This window comes from Thioalkalivibrio sp. AKL19 (assembly GCF_000420165.1).
GTDB lineage: Bacteria > Pseudomonadota > Gammaproteobacteria > Ectothiorhodospirales > Ectothiorhodospiraceae > Thioalkalivibrio.
The window spans coordinates 22,940-41,731 of record NZ_ATUK01000017.1; the positions used below are offsets into that span (position 1 = coordinate 22,940).

12 protein-coding genes are annotated in these 18,792 nt (G+C 68.9%); 9 read left to right on the forward strand and 3 right to left on the reverse strand.

The annotated features are described in order from the left end of the window. Nucleotides 1-202 precede the first annotated feature (202 nt). Nucleotides 203-712 (forward strand): AlpA family transcriptional regulator, encoded by a 510-nt coding sequence (locus F817_RS0112740; RefSeq protein ID WP_024328002.1) that lies wholly within the window; start codon nucleotides 203-205, stop codon nucleotides 710-712. Nucleotides 713-1,425: 713 nt separating this feature from the next. Here F817_RS0112740 and F817_RS0112745 read toward each other — a convergent pair. Next, nucleotides 1,426-1,632 carry a hypothetical protein gene (locus tag F817_RS0112745; RefSeq protein ID WP_024328003.1) on the reverse strand — a complete coding sequence of 69 codons (207 nt, stop codon included), beginning with the start codon at nucleotides 1,630-1,632 and terminating at the stop codon, nucleotides 1,426-1,428. 48 nt (nucleotides 1,633-1,680) lie between these two features. Next, nucleotides 1,681-1,905: a hypothetical protein gene (locus tag F817_RS0112750; RefSeq protein WP_024328004.1), complete on the reverse strand. Its 225-nt coding sequence runs from the start codon at nucleotides 1,903-1,905 to the stop codon at nucleotides 1,681-1,683. Between the two features lie 209 nt (nucleotides 1,906-2,114). Between F817_RS0112750 and F817_RS0112755 the strand changes: the two genes are divergently transcribed. The 7 genes from F817_RS0112755 (at nucleotide 2,115) to F817_RS0112785 (ending at nucleotide 17,021) form a co-directional block, all read left to right on the forward strand. Then, nucleotides 2,115-2,612, forward strand: coding sequence for a DUF302 domain-containing protein (locus tag F817_RS0112755; RefSeq protein ID WP_024328005.1), 498 nt, complete (start codon nucleotides 2,115-2,117; stop codon nucleotides 2,610-2,612). A gap of 297 nt (nucleotides 2,613-2,909) precedes the next feature. Then, a complete protein-coding gene (locus F817_RS0112760; protein ID WP_029681139.1) occupies nucleotides 2,910-6,230 on the forward strand; it encodes a bifunctional diguanylate cyclase/phosphodiesterase in 3,321 nt (1,106 codons plus the stop codon). 168 nt (nucleotides 6,231-6,398) lie between these two features. Further along, nucleotides 6,399-9,899, forward strand: a complete 3,501-nt coding sequence (gene recC / locus F817_RS0112765; protein ID WP_024328007.1) for an exodeoxyribonuclease V subunit gamma — start codon at nucleotides 6,399-6,401, stop codon at nucleotides 9,897-9,899. Continuing rightward, nucleotides 9,896-13,582: an exodeoxyribonuclease V subunit beta gene (gene recB, locus F817_RS0112770; RefSeq protein ID WP_024328008.1), complete on the forward strand. Its 3,687-nt coding sequence runs from the start codon at nucleotides 9,896-9,898 to the stop codon at nucleotides 13,580-13,582. Before recC ends, recB begins: the two co-directional genes overlap by 4 nt. A gap of 44 nt (nucleotides 13,583-13,626) precedes the next feature. After that, complete coding sequence (gene recD / locus F817_RS0112775) at nucleotides 13,627-15,687, forward strand: exodeoxyribonuclease V subunit alpha (protein ID WP_369774228.1); 2,061 nt, start codon at nucleotides 13,627-13,629, stop codon at nucleotides 15,685-15,687. A 682-nt stretch (nucleotides 15,688-16,369) separates the two neighbouring features. Continuing rightward, the gene (locus F817_RS0112780; RefSeq protein ID WP_024328010.1) at nucleotides 16,370-16,636 is read left to right on the forward strand and encodes a type II toxin-antitoxin system Phd/YefM family antitoxin; all 267 of its coding nucleotides are present in this window, start codon (nucleotides 16,370-16,372) and stop codon (nucleotides 16,634-16,636) included. Further along, a complete protein-coding gene (locus F817_RS0112785) occupies nucleotides 16,620-17,021 on the forward strand; it encodes a type II toxin-antitoxin system VapC family toxin (protein WP_024328011.1) in 402 nt (133 codons plus the stop codon). Before F817_RS0112780 ends, F817_RS0112785 begins: the two co-directional genes overlap by 17 nt. 220 nt (nucleotides 17,022-17,241) lie before the next feature. Here the strand turns inward: F817_RS0112785 and F817_RS0112790 are convergent, their stop codons facing one another. Beyond that, nucleotides 17,242-17,889 (reverse strand): ERCC4 domain-containing protein, encoded by a 648-nt coding sequence (locus F817_RS0112790; RefSeq protein WP_024328012.1) that lies wholly within the window; start codon nucleotides 17,887-17,889, stop codon nucleotides 17,242-17,244. Between the two features lie 234 nt (nucleotides 17,890-18,123). Between F817_RS0112790 and F817_RS0112795 the strand changes: the two genes are divergently transcribed. Continuing rightward, nucleotides 18,124-18,495, forward strand: coding sequence for a homoserine dehydrogenase (locus tag F817_RS0112795; RefSeq protein WP_024328013.1), 372 nt, complete (start codon nucleotides 18,124-18,126; stop codon nucleotides 18,493-18,495). The last annotated feature ends 297 nt before the right edge of the window (nucleotides 18,496-18,792 follow it).

Consider the following 18,792-nt stretch of genomic DNA (forward strand, 5'->3'; position numbering starts at 1 on the left):
CCAATGGTTGGCGGGTCGAGATGGCTGGTGGTCATGCCTGGGCGCGGTTGTATTGCCCCTGGAATGAACGGGAATGCCGTTGTGGAGAATTCTGCATCGTGAGCGTCTGGAGTACACCGAGGAACTCGTCCTCCCACGCACGGCAGATTCGCCGCGTGGTGGAGGGGTGTACCGGAGGCCGTGTCGGTGAAGAGGAGTGATCATGAGCGCATACGAGTTCACGCTGAAATTCGCGATCCCGGAGGGATTGGATCGGCAGACGCTAGAGGGCCGGTTGTTCGAGGGTGGCTGCGATGATGCCCTGATCGGTACGGGCCAGAAAGGTCGGCTCGCGCTGTCTTTTGTCCGCGAGGCAGGCGCGGCACGCGAGGCGGTGGGCAGTGCGATTCGTGATGTACGCAATGCGATACCAGAGGCCCGTCTGGTGGAGGCGGCGCCGGATCTCGTGGGCGTGACCGATATGGCCGATCTGTTCGAGTTTTCCCGGCAGAATATGCGCAAGCTGGTGCAAACTCACCGGGACAGTTTCCCGTTGCCACTGCACGAGGGGCATTCGTCGCTATGGCACTTGGCCGATGTGCTGGAGTGGTTTGATCGCCAGGGGCGCACCGTTGATCCGACTTTGCACGAAGTGGCGCGGGAGAGCATGCAGGTGAATGTGGCCCGCGAGACCGCGCGGCTGCGACGTCCTGACGATGCGGTGGCCGGGTAGCGGTAGCGCGCGCCACGTTCGCCTGACTGGGCGCGATACAGGCTCTTCGCTCCAGCATGGCTGGCTTGACGGAGTAGGGCGCTACGGTGGGGTAATGGGATGGCCTGTGCGGTCGCCCTTGGAGATCGCGGCGTTGCTTTGCTCCTGGCGATGACCGGAGGGCGGCCGTGGCGCGGCCCGTCAAGGTGGAGGGGGGTGGTGGCTTTCGGGCTTTGGCGGGGGGCTTCGCGGGCGAGCCCGCTCCTACGATGTGGGGCGCGGGTGGAATGAAGGCCTACCGTTGAGGGGGTGAAATCGACCGGCGCGAGGTTTTTCCGCGTTTGGGGTGGAATCCTCTATTTTTTGTGCTAGTTTTTGTCGCGGGAACAGGGATGCCCATGAAAGAGCCGCCCAGGCACGGATGCTGGGTGGCTCTTTCTCTTTGTGGTATGGGGCCGGCGGGCGTCCTGGTCGTCCGCCGCTGGGCGTGACCGGTGTCTTTGAATGCCCGGCTTTGGCGGGGGCTTCGCGTGCAAGCACGCTCCTACGGGGGCTGTGGTTTCGGGTTGCGTTGGGGCCGAGCTTGTTGGCGATCGGGGTGTTGGACAGTCCGGATCGCCCAGGGGCTGGGCTCCTACACCGTCTGGCGGCCCTGGAACTGTAGGAGCCGAGCCTCTCGGCGATGGGGTGCGGGATGGGCCCGGATTGCCCCGGGGTGTGGGGCGGGTGCCGGGTTAGTGGTCCGCCGGGGGCATGTATTCGTGGCGGATATGGTCCGGTTGTTCCGGTAGCTGGATGCCGGCGTTTTCCAGGGCCTCGGTCAGGTCCTCGCAGTCGTCGAGGTCGTCGGCGCGCTTCTTGAGCGTGGCCAGGACGTCGGCCGCTTCCGCCTGGGGCATGGTGATGACGAGTTCGCCGTTTTCTGCTTTTTCCAGATGCATGTCGTGCTCCTTGTGTTCGGGGGGCTCGGTCGCGCTGGCGCGCGTGGTTCAGTCCTCGATGGAGGGCTGCTTGGGGGCGTGCTCGTCGAAGGCGTGCGGCGGCTGGCGGAATTCGTTCTCCAGTTCGTAGACGCCTTCCTGCAGCACGGAGCCGAGCGCCCGCGCACCGTTGCTGATCTCGCCGCCGAGCTCGGTGATGTTTTCGGCGATGTCCTTGGCGGCCTTCTTGTCGATCTTCAGGGTGACCGTTCCGTCTTTCAGTGTGGCTTCCATGTCGATCTCCTTGTTGCGACGTTGGTGACGTCGGGTTGTACCCGTTTGGAACGGGTCTGATTCGTGTCTGGTTGACCTGCATCAAGACGGCCGTGGCCGGAAATCGATACCCTGTGCTGCAGGTACGGCCCCCAACGTAACGAAGAGGCGGCCGATCACGGCGATTCCCGCTTAGCGGGAAAGGAGAAACCATGATGCACTCTAGAATGATGACCACTCGGCCCGGTGCGCGGTTCCTCGCGCTTGTTGTGATGGCGATGGCATTGCTGTTTTCCGGTATGGCGCAGGCCGACCACCACGGCGGCGGGCAGCCGGAGATGGTGATGGTGACGCCGAGCCCGCATTCGTTCCCGGAGACGCTCGCGGCCTTCGAACGCGAGGCATCCGAGGCCGGCTGGAGTATCCTGCACCGCAACAACATGGCCGGTACGCTGTCGGAGCGCGGCTTCACGATTGATCCGGTGGTGATCCTGGATGTCTGCAGCGGCCGCTACAGCGCGCAGATCCTGGAAGAGGACGCATACCGGCCGGTTTCGGCCTTCATGCCCTGTCGGGTGAGCATCTATCAGGACAGCCAGGGGGATGTGTTCATCTCGCGGATGAACGTGCCGGGCTTCCTGCCGATGATGCCGGAAGGCGTGGCCGAGGTGATGGAGAAGTCTTCGGAAGAGATCGAGGCGATCATCGAGCGCACCGTCGCCGAATAGCGACGCGATCCGGTACAGTCCGGGGTCGGACGTCGGGGATCGGACGTCTGGGTCGGGCGTGGCCGGTGTTGGGGCCCGCTTCGGCGGGTCTTCTTTGTGCCCGGATGAATGGCGGGTGCGTCCCGGAATGGATCCTGAAAAGATGAACGGAGGGGGCTTGCCCGAGGTGCAGACGCCATTGGCATTGAATCGAAACGACGCGATAGATGTTGATTCGTCCCGTTGGGGCGCCGCGCAATCCGGGAACGGGGCGCGGCGCTTTTTTGCGTACCGGACGTGCACGAGCGCGAGGGGCCGATGAGGGTTGATCGCCGAGTCACGCGTCGCTTTGCGGCCGGATGGATCGCGGGCGCTTATGTCGGGTTCGGCGTGCTGTGGGTTGTGCTGTCCGACGCGGCGCTGGCCTGGTGGGGGGGTGCGGAGGTCACGGCCGCATTGATGCGCGCGAACATGGGCAAGGGCCTGGGCTTCGTCCTCGTGTCCGGCGTGTTGCTGTACGCCGCGATGCGCTGGATGCCGCCCTGGCGCGACGCGGAGACGGGCCCGGCCGCGCGCGAGGAGCTGGGGCGGTTTGGTTACTGGCCGTGGCTGGTGCTGGGTGTGGCCGTGATCGCCTCGACGGTCGCGGTGGGTCTGAGTGCCTGGCACTGGCAGGGGGCCGCCGCCGAGTCGCAGGCACGCGAGGATTTGCAGCGCGCCGCGTTCCTGAAGGGCGGTGTGATCGATCACTGGCTGGCGGAGCGCACCGGCGACGCCGCGGTGCTGGCCGAGGCGCGTGGCTTCAATCTCTTCGCCGTGACGGCCCTGGAGCGGCGGTCGACACTGGCGCTGGAGCAGGTACGTGATCGACTCGAACTGATGCGGACTGCGTACGGCTATGACGGGGTGGCCCTGCTGAATGCCGATCGTCAGCCGGTGATCGAGTTGGGGCGCAGTGCCCTGGACGAAGCCCAAATGGACGCGGTGCTGCGCGAGGTGCGCCGCAGCGGCGAGAAGAGCGAGCCGATCCTGCATGCCGATCCGGACCGGCGGCCCCGGATCAGCTGGGCCGTGCCGGTACGCAACCGCGCGGCCCCGCACGACCCGGTTGTGGGGCTGGTGCTGCTGTCATCGACGGTGGAAAGCCTGCATCCGCTGCTGACCTTGACCGAAAACCGCAGCGGACTGGATGCGCAGGCGCACATCGTGGTGCGGGCCGGGGATCAGCGCGCCTCGATTGCCCGGATCAGCGAGGCCGGGGGCGTGATGATCCCGGCGCCGGCGGCCTTCCCGCGGCTGCGCGAGCGGGTCCTGGACCATCCGCGCGATGCGGTGGTGATCGAACGCTTCGACGAAACCGACAGCCACTTCCTGGCGGGGGTGCAGCCACTGGGTCCGGCGGGCTGGGACCTGGTGCTCAAGCGCGATCTGGACGCCCTGCAGCTGGCGCCGCGTCAGCAAGCCGCGTGGGCGGCCGGGGTAACGTTGCTGATCTGGCTGGTGGTGCTGGCCGCCGGGGCGCTGCTGTGGCGCCAGCAGTGGCTGCGACGCAACCTGACGCTGGTGCGCGCCCATGCCGATCAGGATCGGTTGCTCGGGATCTTCTTCGATATGCCGTTTGTGGGCATGGCGATCTCGGGGCCGCGTGGCGAGGGCTGGGAGCGGGTGAACACCTGCCTGGCAGACATGCTGGGCTACGCGCCCGACGAGCTCGCGGGTCTGGACTGGGACCGCCTGGCGGTCCCCGAGGATCGCGGCTGCGAGGCGGAGCTGGACGCCGAGATGCGGCGCGGCGAACGCCCCGGCTACAGCATCGTGAAACGCCTGCTCCGGCGCGACGGGCGGGTGATGGTCGCGGATATCGACGTCAAGTGCAGCCGCACGCCGGAGGGCGGGCTGGACCGGATCGTCGCGACGGTCGAGGACATTACCGAGCGGCGCGAACACGAAGAGCGCCAGCGGCTGGCGTCCGTCGTGTTCGAGAATACCCGCGAGGGTGTGGTGATCACCGATGCCACCGCCCACATCCTGTCGGTCAACCGGGCCTTTACCCAGCTGATGGGGTACACCCAGGACGAGGTGGTCGGGCGCACGCCGAAGATGTTCCAGTCCGGGCGCCACGATCAGGCGTTCTACGCCAACATGTTCCGCGAACTGCAGGTGAACGGCCACTGGCAGGGCGAGATCTGGAACCGGCGCAAGAACGGCGAGATCTTCCCCGAGCTGCAGAGCATCACCGCGGTGCATGACAGCCAGGGACGCCTGACCCACTACGTCTCGGTGTTCGCCGACATTACGCGCATCAAGGCCTCCGAGGCGGAGCTCGACTTCCTCGCGCATCACGATCCGCTGACCGAGCTGCCCAACCGCCGGCTGCTGCGTGCGCGCCTGACGCATGGCATCTCGCTGATGCGCCGCCGCAAGGGGCATCTGGCACTGCTGTTCGTGGACGTCGACCGCTTCAAGGACATCAACGACAGCCAGGGCCACGCCGCGGGGGACCGGCTGCTGAAGATCATCTCGGAACGGCTGCAGATCGGCCGGCGCGGGACGGACACCGTGGCGCGGCTGGCGAGCGACGAGTTCGCGGTGCTGGTGGAGAACCTGGGCCATGTGGACGACGCCGCGCTGATCGCGGAGAACATCATCCGCGAGGTGAGCTATCCCTGCGATCTGGGGGATGGCGTGGAGCTGGAGATCACCGCGACCATCGGGATCGCCATGTTCCCCGACCATGCGGGGGATGCCGACACCCTCCTGCAGCAGGCAAGCACCGCGCTGTCGCAGGCCAAGATGGACGGGCGTGGCAGCTATCGCTACTACTCCGACGAGTTCACGCGGGCGGCGCGCGAGCGCATCGATCTGTCCGCGCGGCTACGCCGGGCCATCGAGCACGATGCGCTGGAGGTCCACTACCAGCCGCAGTACAACGTCGCCGACGGCCGGCTGCTGGGGGCGGAGGCCCTGCTGCGCTGGACTGATCCCGAGCTGGGTCCGATCTCGCCGGGGCGTTTTATCCCGCTGGCCGAGCAGACCGGGCTGATCGTGGAGCTGGGAGCCTGGGTGTTGCGCCGGGTGATCGAGCAGGGCCACCAGTGGCGCGCGGCCGGCTACCCGCCGCTGCGGCTGGCGGTGAACGTCTCCGCGCTGCAGTTCCAGCGGGTGCCCATCGACCAGCAGGTGGGCCAGTTGCTCGAGGAGTTCGAGTTCCCGGCGGACCAACTGGAGCTGGAGATCACCGAGTCCGCGCTGATGGCGGACCCGAGCCGTGCCCGGCGCATCCTGCAGCGCCTGCGCGAGCGTGGCGTGCATTTCGCGATCGACGACTTCGGCACCGGCTATTCCTCCATGGCGCAGCTGAAGCGCTTCCCGGTGGACACGCTCAAGATCGACAAGAGCTTTGTCGACGGCCTGGCCGAAGAGGAAACGGCGGGTAGCGCGAACGATCTTTCCATCGCCCGTTCCATCATCGGGCTGGGCCATGGTCTCGGGCTGGCCGTGCTGGCGGAGGGCGTGGAGACCGCTGATCAGCTCGCGGTCCTGCGGGAGCTGGGCTGCGATCACTACCAGGGCTACTACGCCAGCCGGCCCGTGCCCAGCGCCGAATTCGAGGTCTTGCTGGCCGCGCCCCGGGCCTGAAGGGGTTTCCGGATTGCCCGCCGGATTGGTGAATACCGCGACGGGGATTGTCGCTTCGGGATGGTAGGGTAGGCGCATCTGGACCACGCGGGCCTTGAGGCCATGCGTGGCATTTCCCGAACGGATCAAGGAGCCGGGTTGGTGGAGTCGCGCGCGTTGCAGCCAGGGATGGTGGTGCTGCATGGCAATCACCTGGAGTCGCTGCGCACGCTGGCGGTGGAGTGGATGCGCCGCGCGCCGCTCGGTCCGCTGGAGAACGAGACCATCCTGGTGCAGAGCAACGGCATGGCGCAGTGGCTGCGGCATGCCCTGGCCGCGCCGCCGGATGCCGACCCGCCGGGCTGCGGGATCGCGGCCGCGCTGGACATGCAGTTGCCGTCGCGCTTCGTGTGGTCGGCGTATCGCGCGGTCCTCGGGGCCGAGGCCGTTCCGCTGGAGTCCCCCTACGCCAAGCGGCCGCTGACCTGGCGGCTGATGCGCCTGCTGCCGGAGTGCCTGGCGCAGGAGGCCTTTGCACCGCTGCGCCAGTTCCTGCAGGACGACGATCCGGGGCAGGGGGGCGACCTGCGCAAGCGTTTCCAGCTGGCCGAGCGCCTGGCGGACCTGTTCGATCAGTACCAGGTGTACCGTGCTGACTGGCTGACCGACTGGGCGGCCGGACGCGACATCCTGCGCGACGCCCGCGGGCAGGAGCGCGAGCTGGCCCCTGGGCAGCGCTGGCAGGCCGAGCTGTGGCGCCTGCTGCAGGCGGATATCGGCGCGGCCCGCGAGGGGGTCAGTCGCTCGGCCGTGCATGCCCGGTACATGGACGCGGTGCGCGCGCTGGAGCAGCGCCCGGCGGGCCTGCCTCGGCGGATCATCGTGTTCGGCATCTCTTCGCTGCCGGGGCAGATCCTGGAGGCGCTGGAGGGCCTGGCGCGGTTCTGCCAGGTGCTGGTCTGCGTGCACAACCCCTGCGAGCACTACTGGGCCGACATCGTGGCCGACAAGGACCTGCTGCGCGCCACGCGCCGGCGCCAGGCGCGCAAGGCAGGCATGCCCGAGGCCCTCGACGAGGCGGAGCTGCACAACCACGCCCACCCGCTGCTGGCGGCCTGGGGCAAGCAGGGACGTGACTACATCGGGCTGCTGGACGAGCACGACGATCCCGAACACTACGGCCGGGTGCTGCGCACGCTGGACTGGGAGCGCGTCGACGTCTTCGAGCCGCATGGTACGCGTGGGCCGGAGGACTGCCTGCTGCATCAGCTGCAGGAGGACATCCGCGAGTTGCGTCCACTCGCGGAGACCCGGGAGACCTGGCCGGCGGTTGACGTTGGGGATCACTCCATCCAGTTCCATGTCGCGCACAGCCCGCTGCGCGAGGTGGAGCTGCTGCACGACTGGCTGCTGGATCACTTCGAGCGCGAGCCCGCGCTGCGCCCGCGCGACGTGATCGTAATGGTGCCGGACATCGATCAGTACGCGCCGCATATCGAGGCGGTGTTCGGTCAGCCGGAGACCGATGATCCGCGCTTTATCCCGTACACGCTGTCTGACCAGGGGCCGCGCGGCCGCGATCCGGTACTGATCGCGCTGGAGCAGTTGTTGTCACTGCCGGAGAGCCGGATGGGTGTCAGCGAGCTGCTGGATCTGCTCGATGTTCCGGCGGTGCGCCGGCGCTTCGGGATCGCGGAGGAGGACCTGGATCAGCTGCACCGTTGGGCCCAGGGGTCCGGCGTGCGCTGGGGACTGGATGCCGCACAGCGCGCTGGGTTGGGGCTACCGGAAGGGCTGGAGCAGAACACCTGGCGCTTCGGCCTGCGGCGGATGCTGCTGGGCTACGCGCTGGGCGACCAGGGCCCGTGGCAGGGCCTGGAGCCCTACGACGAGATCGGCGGGCTGAGTGCCGCGTTGCTGGGGCCGCTGGAGGCGCTGATCAGCGCCCTGGAGGAGGCGTGGGCGTGGCTGCGCCAGGCACATGCGCCGGGGGATTGGGCCACGCATCTGGGCGGGCTGCTGGAGCAGTTCTTCGCGGCCGAGACCGATGCCGAGCTGTTCACCCTGGAGCAACTGGGCGAGGCCCTGGAACAATGGCGCGAGGACTGCGCGGGGGGCGGACTGGAAGAGGCGCTGCCGCTGGCGGTGGTGCGCGAACAGTGGCTGGCCAGCCAGGACGATTCCGGGGTGGGCCAGCGTTTCCTCGCCGGACAGGTGAACTTCTGCACCCTGATGCCGATGCGGGCGATCCCGTTCCAGGTGGTCTGCCTGCTGGGGATGAACGACGGCGACTATCCGCGCAGCCCGACGCCCGTAGACTTCGACCTGATGGCGAACGACTACCGCCCGGGCGATCGCTCGCGCCGCGAGGACGATCGCTACCTGTTCCTGGAGGCGCTGCTCTCCGCCCGGCGCCAGCTGCATGTGAGCTGGGTGGGGCGGCACGTGCGCGACAACGAGCCGCGCCCGCCGTCGGTGCTGGTGGGCCAGCTGCGCGATCACCTGGCCGCGGGGTGGGGCCTGGCCGGGGCCGACGGGCCGGAGGCCGGCCCGGCCCTGGTGGAACACCTGACGACCTGGCACCCGCTGCAGCCGTTCTCGCCGGTGAACTTCCCGGTGGCGGACGCCGCCGACGCTCGGCATTTTACCTACGCGCGAGAGTGGGAGGCGGTGCACGACGCGGCGCCGGGCGCTGCGGCGGATGCCGCTGGTGGCGCCCCTGCGGCGGTTCCGTTGCTGGAGGCCGAGCGCGAGCCGCGCGCCCTGGGGCCGGAGGCATTGACGCGCTTTCTGCGCTTCCCGGTGGAGGCGTTCTTCCGCCATCGCCTGGGGGTGTTCTTCGACGAGGAGGAAGAGGCCGGCGACGACCTGGAACCCTTTGGCCTGGCCGGGCTGGAGCAGTGGCAGGTGCGTCAGCACCTGGTCGCGGTCGCACTGGAGACCACCGACGACGCGGAGGCCTGGCCGGAGATCCTGGAGGCGGAATCGGCGCGCCTCCAGCGCGCGGGCCGGCTGCCACTGGGAGCGGCGGGCGAGCTGGAGCGCGGCGCGATGATGGGCGAGGCCGCGCGGCTGCTGGAGCGGATCGGCGAGCGCTATGCGCTGTACCCCGAGTCGTTGCCGGCCGCGCGGCCCCTGCGTCTGGAACACGAGCACTGGGGCCTGGAGGCCGTGCCACCCGCCCTGCGCAGCGATGGGCAGGCGCGGGTATGCCTCGACTACACCGCGAGCCGCATTGGTGATGGCAAGAAGTGGCGCTTCGACAAGCTGATGGCGCCCTGGGTGATGCATCTGCTGGCCAACGCCGGGACGGGCGGCGTGGACTCCGAACTGGTTGGACTGGACACGCGCCTGGTCCTCCCGGGCCTGGAGTCCGGGCTGGCCGAGGAGCTTCTGGGCACGCTGCTGGAGGCCTGGGCGGCGGGGCAGGAGCGGCCGCTGCCGCTCGCCTGCGCCGCCGCGTTCGCCTGGCTCGCGGCGGAGGAGGGATCGAAGGATCCGTATGACGAGGCGCTGAAGACCCTGGCCGGGAATGACTTCGCCGCCGGCGAGTGGTCGCGCAGCCCGGCACTGGCGCGTGCCTGGCCCGACCCCGAGACCCTGCTGGACGATCCGGACTTTGCCTTCTGGCGCGACCGGGTCTACCGGCCGGTGTTTTTCGTGGTGAATCAGGCGGACGATCCCGCATGAGCGCGACCGCCCACGAGCTGGACCTGCTGGGGCTGCCGCTGCACGGCAGCCGCCTGATCGAGGCCAGTGCCGGCACCGGCAAGACCTACACCATCGCGGCACTGTACCTGCGCCTGGTGCTGGGGCACGGCGGGCTGCCCGAGGGCACCGACGCGCTGACGCCACCGCAGATCCTGGTGATGACCTTCACCGAGGCCGCGACCCAGGAGCTGCGCGAGCGGATTCGCGACGCGCTGGCGATTGCCGCGCGCGTGTTCCGCGCGGAGGACCCGGACGCGGTGCCGGGCGTGCAGGACATCCACAAGCAGTTGCGCGCCGAATATGCCGAGGCGGAGCGCCCGAGCGCGGCGCGCCGGCTGGAGCTGGCGGCGGAGTGGATGGACGAGGCCGCGGTCTCCACCATCCATGGCTGGTGCTACCGCATGCTGCGCGAGCACGCCTTCGACAGCGGGAGCCTGTTCACCCAGGACCTGGCAAGCGACCAGCAGGAACTGCTGGCCGAGGCGGCGCGCGACTACTGGCGCCGCTTCGTCTATCCGCAGCCGCCGGCGCAGCTCGGCCTGTTGCGCAACGCCTTCGGCCCCGATCCCGACACACTGCTGCAGAAGATCCGGCCGCTGGTCGGGCACCTGCCGGCGGATGCGGCGGATACGGAGCTGGAGACGCCCGAGGGGCTGAAGGCCGCGCTGGGCCTGAAGCTGGCGCGGCTGGAGGCGATGAAGCGGCCCTGGCGCGAGGACTTTGCGGCGGTGGCCGAGCAGTTCGAGACGCTGCGCAACTCGGTGCTGAACAAGCAGAAGTACAGCAACCCGGACAAATTGCTGGCGGCAATGCGCGAATGGGCCGAGGACCCGGGCGCCCTGCGGCCCGCCGGAATCTCCGGCGACTCGCCGCTGGTGCGCTTCAGCGCGGCCGGCATGCAGGAGCGGCTGAAGGACGGCCAGGCGCTGCCGGAAGATCTGCATCCGGCGTTTGCCGGGCTCGACGATCACGCCGAGGTCTGCGTGGACGACCGCGAGCGCCTGCTGCAGGCGGCGGCGCTGCAGGTCGATGTGCGCTTTCGCCAGGCGCAGCGCCAGCGGGCGCAGATGGGCTTCCATGACCTGCTGACGCGGCTGCGCGACGCCCTGGACGGCCCGGGCGGGGATCACCTGGCCGCGACCCTGCGCGCGCAGTTCCCGGTGGCGCTGGTGGACGAGTTCCAGGACACCGACCCGGTGCAGTACCGGATCTTCCATCGCGTCTATCGCATCGACGAGGACCCGTGCGATCTCGGCGTGCTGCTGATCGGCGACCCCAAACAGTCGATCTACGGCTTTCGCGGTGCGGACATCCATACTTACCTGGCCGCGCGCACGGCCACCGCCGGGCGGCACTACACCCTGAAGCGCAACTTCCGCTCCACCGAGGCGCTGGTGGCTGGCGTGAACCGGCTTTTCGAACACGCCGAGGGATGGGCGGACGGGGCGTTCCTGTTCCGCTCCGGTACGGACAACCCGCTGCCGTTCGTGCCGGTGGCGGCCAACGGGCGTTCGGAGGCCTTCGAGCAGGACGGGCAGGGGGTGCCGGCGGTCACGCTGTGGTGCCATGACCCCGGCGAGCCGGTGCCCAAGGGCGCCTATCGCGAGCGCATGGCGCGGGCCTGCGCCAGCCACATGGTGGAGCTGCTGAATGGCGGCGCGGCCGGGCGCTGCGGCTTTCGCGAGGGTGCGGAGCTGACCGGCGTGCGGCCACGCGACATGGCGGTGCTGGTGCGCGGGCGCGCGGAGGCGGACGCGATTCGCGCCGAGCTGCGCCGGCGGGGTGTGCGCAGCGTGTACCTGTCGGATCGCGAGTCGGTGTATGCCACCGACGAGGCGGGAGACCTGCTGCGCTGGCTGCGCGCCTGTGCCGAGCCGACCAGCGAACGCCTGCTGCGCGCGGCACTGGCGACCGCGACGCTGGGGCAGTCGCTGGCCGAGCTGCATCGGCTGACGGTGGACGAACTGGCCTGGGAGGCGCGGGTCGAGCAGTTCCGCGACTACCGGCGCCTGTGGCAGACGCGCGGCGTGCTGCCAATGCTGCGGCGGCTGCTGCACGACTTCGAGGTGCCCCGGCGCCTGCGCGCCACGGCGGAGGGCGAGCGTGCCCTGACCAACCTGCTGCACCTGAGCGAGCTGCTGCAGCAGGCGGCGGCGGAACTGGACGGCGAGCAGGCCCTGATCCGGCACCTGACGGAGCACCGCGACGGCGAAGGCGAGACCGGCGAGGAGCAGATCCTGCGCCTGGAGAGCGACGAGGACCTGGTCAAGGTCGTCACGCTGCACAAGTCCAAGGGACTGGAGTATCCCCTGGTGTTCCTGCCGTTCGCCTGCAACTTCCGGCCTACGGACGCGAAGAAGGACGTGCCCTACCGCGACCATCCGCCACAGGGCGGGGCGCGCTGGGTGTTCCATATGGACAACGAGGTGTATGAGCGGGCCGAGCGCGAGCGCCTGGCCGAGGACCTGCGCCTGCTGTATGTGGGCATGACCCGCGCGCGCCATGCCTGCTGGCTGGGGATCGCACCGATCGTCTCGGGAAGGAGCAAGAGTAACCACTTCGACCAGACTGCGGCGGGGTATCTGCTGGCGGGTACCGAGGGCGTGAAGGATGGCGGGCTGGAGGCGGCGCTGCGCACCGCGGCCGGCGACGAACCGGCGATCCGGGTGGCCCCGCTGCCGGAGATCCATGACACCCTGGCGCAAACCGGAACCGGTGTCGTGCCCACCGGGCCGGCCCGGGTGCCGCCGGCACGCCGCTTCGAGCGCTGGTGGGTGGCCAGCTACAGTGCGATTGCCGCGCATGACGAGGGCGTGGCGCCCGTGGCTCCCGACTCCGCGCACGAGGATGTGCTGCGCGAGGGGATCGCGGACGCCCGGCGTATGCCGGTGGAGGTGCCGGAGCCGCGCGCGGCGAGCGGGCTGCACGCCTTCCCGCGCGGGCCGGGGCCCGGCACCTTCCTCCACGGCTTGCTTGAGTGGGCGGCGGAGCAGGGACTCGCTGCGCAGATGGCGCAGCCCGAACGCCTGGCGCAGGAGGTGGCGACTCGCTGCGAGCGCCGGGGCTGGGGCGAGTGGTCAACGGTGGTGACGGACTGGATGCAGCAGTTGCTGACGGCCGACTTTCCGCTGGAGGACGGCGGGGTATTCACACTGGGTGGGCTGGTGACCTATCAGCCGGAGCTGGAATTCCTGTATCCGGCGCGCCAGCTGAAGGCGGCGGATCTGGACCAGGCGGTGCGGGCGCAGATCCTGCCGGGCCAGCCGCGCCCGCCAGTCGGGGACGTGACGCTGAACGGGATGCTGAAGGGCTTTGTCGACCTGGTCTTCGAGCACGACGGGCGCTATTACGTGGCGGACTACAAGTCCAACTGGCTGGGGGCCTCGGCCCAGGCGTACACCCCGGAGCGCCTGCAGGCGGCCGTGTTGGAACACCGCTACGACCTGCAGCTGGTGCTCTACACCCTGGCGCTGCATCGCCAGCTGGGCGCGCGGCTGCCGGGTTACGACTATCACCGTCATATGGGCGGCGGGGTGTACCTGTTCCTGCGCGGCGTGGATGCACCCGGGCACGGGGTGTTCCACCACTGCCCGCCGCGTGCACTGATCGAACAGCTGGATACCTGGATGACGCATGGCACTAACCGGGAGGGCGATGCGTGAGCGCGGCCACGAACACCGCGGCGCTGGGCTCCGTGGAGGCCCTGATGGGGCTGCTGCACGAGTGGGAGACGGCCGGCTGGCTGCGCGGTGTGGACCGGGCGCTGGTGCGCTTCCTGCACGAGCAGACCCCGGAGGCATCGCCGCTGTCCCTGCTGCTGGCGGCGCTGGCCAGCCACCAGGTCGGGCGTGGCCATGTGTGCCTGGAGCTGGAGGCCTTGCTGGAGACGCCCGACGCCACGCTGGCGCTGCCGCCGGAGGGTGACCCGGATTCGCAGCCACCGCCGCGGCCCTCGGTGGTCCTGCAGGGGGTGTCCGCCGAGCAGGTGACGCAGGCCCTGGATGGGAATGCCCTGGCCGGACCGGGTGAGGCGGGTACGACGCCGCTGGTGTTCACCGGAGGGCAGGTCTATCTGCGCCGCTACTGGGAGGCCGAGCGCCGCATCGGGCAGGCGATCCGCGCGCGGCTGACGGATCGCGACGCGTGGCAGGGCACGCTGGATGTCGACGCAGCGCGCGGCTGGCTGGATCGCCTGTTCGGCGTGCCGGTCGATGCGACCGCCGAGCCGGACTGGCAGCGCCTGGCCTGTGCCCTGGCCGCCGGTTCCGGCTTCAGCGTGATTACCGGCGGGCCGGGGACCGGCAAGACCACTACGGTGCTGCGACTGCTCGCGCTGCTGCAGGGGTTGCAGGGTCCGGAGGATCCGTTGCGCATCCGCCTGGCCGCGCCCACCGGCAAGGCGGCGGCGCGCCTGAACGCCTCGGTCAGCGGGGCGCTGGATCGCCTGGGGCTGGAGGCGTTGCCGGATGGCGATGCGCTGCGGCGAAACCTGCCGGCTGAGGTGGTGACGGTACACCGCCTGCTGGGCGCGCGGCCGGATACCCGGCACTTCCGCCACGGGGCGCGCAATCCCCTGGCGGTGGACGTGCTGGTGGTGGACGAGGCCTCGATGATCGACCTGGAGCTGATGGCGAGCCTGGTCGAGGCTGTACCGCGCACGGCGCGCCTGATCCTGCTGGGGGACCGCGACCAGCTGGCGTCGGTGGAGGCCGGCGCGGTGCTGGGCGAGCTGTGCCATCGCGCGGCCGGTGGACACTACACGCCGGAGACCGCGCAGTGGCTGGAAGCGGTGACCGGCATGGCCGTGCCCGCGGCGATGCAGGATGCGCACGGGCAGGCGCTGGATCAGCACATCGTGATGCTGCGCGAGAGCCATCGCTTCGGCGCCGACAGCGGGATCGGGCGGCTGGCGGCCGCCGTGAATGCAGGCGAGGCGTCGAGCGGAGCGGGCGGGGACGATGCCGTCCTGCAGCGGGTGCTCGCCGGTCCCGAGGACCCGGCGCTGGTGAGCCTTGCGGTGGACGGGCGCACGGACACGCCCGAGGGCGAGGCGGTGGGCTATTCCGCGTATCTGCAGGGCCTGCGCGCGGCCCGGCCCGCCCCGGCGGCGCCGCGCGCGGCCTGGGAGGACTGGGCGCGGGACGTATTGGCGGCCCACGGGCGTTTCCAGCTTCTGTGTGCGGTACGGCGCGGTCCGTGGGGCGTGGAGACGCTGAACCGGCGTGTGGGCGGGGCGTTGCAGGCGCGCGGCTTACTGGAAGGTGATGCCGGTCGCGGCGGTGGGGCCGAGGGGCACGGGCCATGGTTCGAGGGGCGCCCGGTAATCGTCACCCGCAACGACTACGCGCTGGGACTGATCAACGGTGATATCGGGATCGCCCTGGCCGTCCCGGCCTGGCTGGCGCGCGGCGAGCCCGAGGCGGGTACGGATGCCGGCGACGACGCGGAGCCGCCGGTGTTGCGCGTCGCCTTCCTCGCCGGGGCCGACCGGGTGCGCTGGGTGCTGCCCAATCGCCTGGAGGCGGTCGAGACCGCCTTCGCCCTGACGGTGCACAAGGCGCAGGGCTCGGAGTTCGAGCATGTGGCCCTGGTCCTGCCGGAGGCCGACAGTCCGATCCTGACCCGCGAGCTGGCCTACACCGCGATCACCCGCGCCAGCCGCTGGTTCAGCCTGCTGGAGCCGCGCGCCGGCACCCTGACCGCTGCGAGCCAGCGCCAGATCCGCCGCAGCGGCGGCTTGCGCCGGTGGCTGGGGAACGCGTCGTAACGCGTCGTAGAGCGTCGTAGGGTGCGTTGAGCATCGCGAAACGCACCGTTCACGGGACAACGTCCGCCCCTTGATGCGATTCGCTGCGCTCTTCGCATCCTACGTCCGCTGTCGGAACTCGTTGCATCACGGGTGCATTGTAGGATGCGATGAGCCCCGCGAATCGCATCACCTCCCCGATCGTTCGCTGTCTAGGTCCGGCTTTGGCGGGGGCTTCGCGGGCGGGTCCGCTCCTACAGGGGGCTGGTTCCTGCAATGTCCAGCCTTGCCCCGGAATCGTCATCCCGGAAGCTGGGTAGCGGTTATCCAAGATCGATTGCGGTGGGGCTGTTCCATACGTTGGAGATCCCGGCTCTTCGCTTCGCTGCGGCCGGGATGACGGGGTGGCCGAGCCCTATTGCAGGGCTCCTGATGTTGGTGGCGGCGTCCGGCGGTCGGGGTGATCGCCCAGAGGGCTGGGCTCCTGGAGGGTCAGTACCGTACGATGCGAAGAGCCTTGCGAATCGCATCACCTCGCCGGATCGCCCGTGAACGATGCGATTCGCAAGGCTCTTCGTATCCTACGGTGCTGGGCGATTCGCCGTCGCTACGTTCTTGCCCTTCGGTGTGTCATGCAAGTAATGGCGAGTGCGGTCCTTGTGAGTTAGTCTGATCAATCGGACTAACCTTGTCGGGGGGCACCATGACCGAGACTGTCAACATTCATGAGGCAAAGACGCACTTCTCCAGGTTGCTGGAGAAGGTCAGTCGGGGCGAGCCGGTAGTGATCGCTCGGGCGGGCAAGCCCATTGCGCGTTTGTCGCGTATTGAGGCGTCGCCAGAGTCCGCTTCGGACCGGATCGGTTTCCTGAAAGGGCAGCTTGAGATTCCGGACGATCTGGATCGGATGGGCGAGGAGGCGATCGCAGCGCTGTTCCAGGGTGACGAGCCGAATGCATCTGCTTCTTGATACCCGCCTGCTGCTCTGGGCAGCGGCCGATTCCCCAAAACTGCCCGCCCGCGCTCGCGATCTGATCCAGGACCCGGGTAACGCGATTGCGTTTAGTGCGGCGAGCTTGTGGGAAATCGTGATCAAGAATGGGCTGGGGCGCAGCGATTTCGTGGTCGAGCCCCATGTTCTGCGTCGCGAGTTGCTGGAGCATGGCTACGAGGAGCTGGCGATCACCGGCTTGCACACCCTGGCGGTTACCCATTTGCCCGATATTCACAAGGACCCTTTCGACCGCATCCTGGTCGCCCAGGCAGAAACGGAGGGGTACACGCTGCTGACCAGCGACGAGCTCGTTGGCCGTTACCCGGGTCCCATTCAATTGGTCCAGAGAAAGACAGATTAACGCATGCGCACGCGCTCGGGTCGCTTTTGCGAGTGAACCAGGCGCGGTGAGCCCGGCGGCCCGGATCTCGGGCGGCCAGGCGCATGAGGCTGAACCCATTCGTTTCCTTCCGGCCTTCGTGTCTTCCTGTGGCGGCCTTGCCGGCGGCGGGCGTGGGCAGGGGCTTCGCCTGCCAGCAGGCTCCCACAGGGGGTGTTGTAGTTGGTGGCTCGGGGGGTGTTCAGGTGGTGCGGCTGCCGTAGGTGACGACGGATTCGATGCGCTCGGCGCGTTCCGGGTCGAGGCCGTCGGTCTGGGCGAGGGTGGCGGCGTCGGCATTGATGATGTCGCGCACGCTGCCGATGTCGCGCAGCAGGTCGCGGGCCTGATCGGCCTCGACGCCGGGCAGGCCGCTGACAATGAATTCCGCGGCCTTGCGCCGGGTGTCCGGCTTGGTCGGGCGGTCAGCCGGGTCCGGTTCCACCTGAGCGTTCAGGCCCAGCAGGTAGATGAGCATGCCGCTGTTGTCGGCATCCGGGCTGGGCAGCACGCTGATGCCGAGGGCGATGGTCAGGTGCGCGAGCGCACGATGGATGTCCAGCGCCTGCTGGTGGAAGCGCGGCTCGTACAGGTCCCCCTCGACGATGTAGACCACCTGCTGATGGTTGGCCTTCAGCTTGGCGGCGTTCTCCCACAGGGTCTTGTCGACGACGCTCAGCACCATGTCGGTGGCGGACTTGCGCTCGACCACGACGCCGTTGGGTAGCAGGTAGTCACCGACGTCGAGGTCGGTGACTTCCAGCTCCACTCCCTCCAGGCGTTCGATGCGCTGGATGATCTTGCCCTGTTCGCGGCGGTCGACGCGGATCGGCAGGTGAACGTTTTCCATGGGGGGGGCTCCGGTTGATTGGCAGACTGGAAGCACTCTAGGGCGTGGTACGGGACGCACCAAATGGCCGGATACGGGGCGGGGCGAGCGCACCGCTCCACGGGCGCTGATGAGTGGCGGTTCCCGAAGCCGTGCGAGGATGCCCGGGATCGCCTACAGTCAGGATACGCGCTCGCCGGATGGGAACCGCGGACGCGTGAGGAAACAACAATAAGACAACAGGATGGAGTGTTTATGTCGATTCAGATTGCAGTAGTGGGACTTGGCCGGGTGGGCGGCCGCTTCCTCGAGATGTTGCTCGAGACCGGCTTGCCGGGAATGACGATCTGTGCCGTCTCCGAGCAGGGCGAGACCGAGGGGCGGCGGCTGGCCGAGGAGAAGGGGATCCCCCTGGAGTCGGTTCCGGACATCGTCGCGCGGGGCGACAAGGTGGACGTGATCTTCGATCTGACCGGGCAGCCGCAGGTGCGGCAGGACCTGCGCGAGGGCATGCAGAACAGCGGCAACCGCCATACGGTGGTGGCGCCGGAGGTGATGGCGCACCTGACGTGGGCGATGCTGACCCGCGAGGCCCCGCCGGATGTGCATGGCAGTACCGGCTATTGATCGAGCGCCGCGTCGCCCCGTTCGATGGCGGGGCGAACGGTTCGATGCTTTCAGCAAAGGCCGCCTTCGGGCGGCCTTTTTGTATCGGGTTTGCGCGCAGGTGTTGGAAGCCAGGCGGATCGACACGCGGAATGATCGCTTGCTGGTTCGGATTGATGAGGGGTGTTCTGCCCTTGGTGGCATCCCGGCCGTAGCGCAGCGCAAGACTCGGGGATCTTCGGAGTTGCGGGGCCGACCGGGAGATCCCGGATCACCGCTGCGCGGTGTCCGGGATGACGCCGTGTGTGTCGTGGGTGT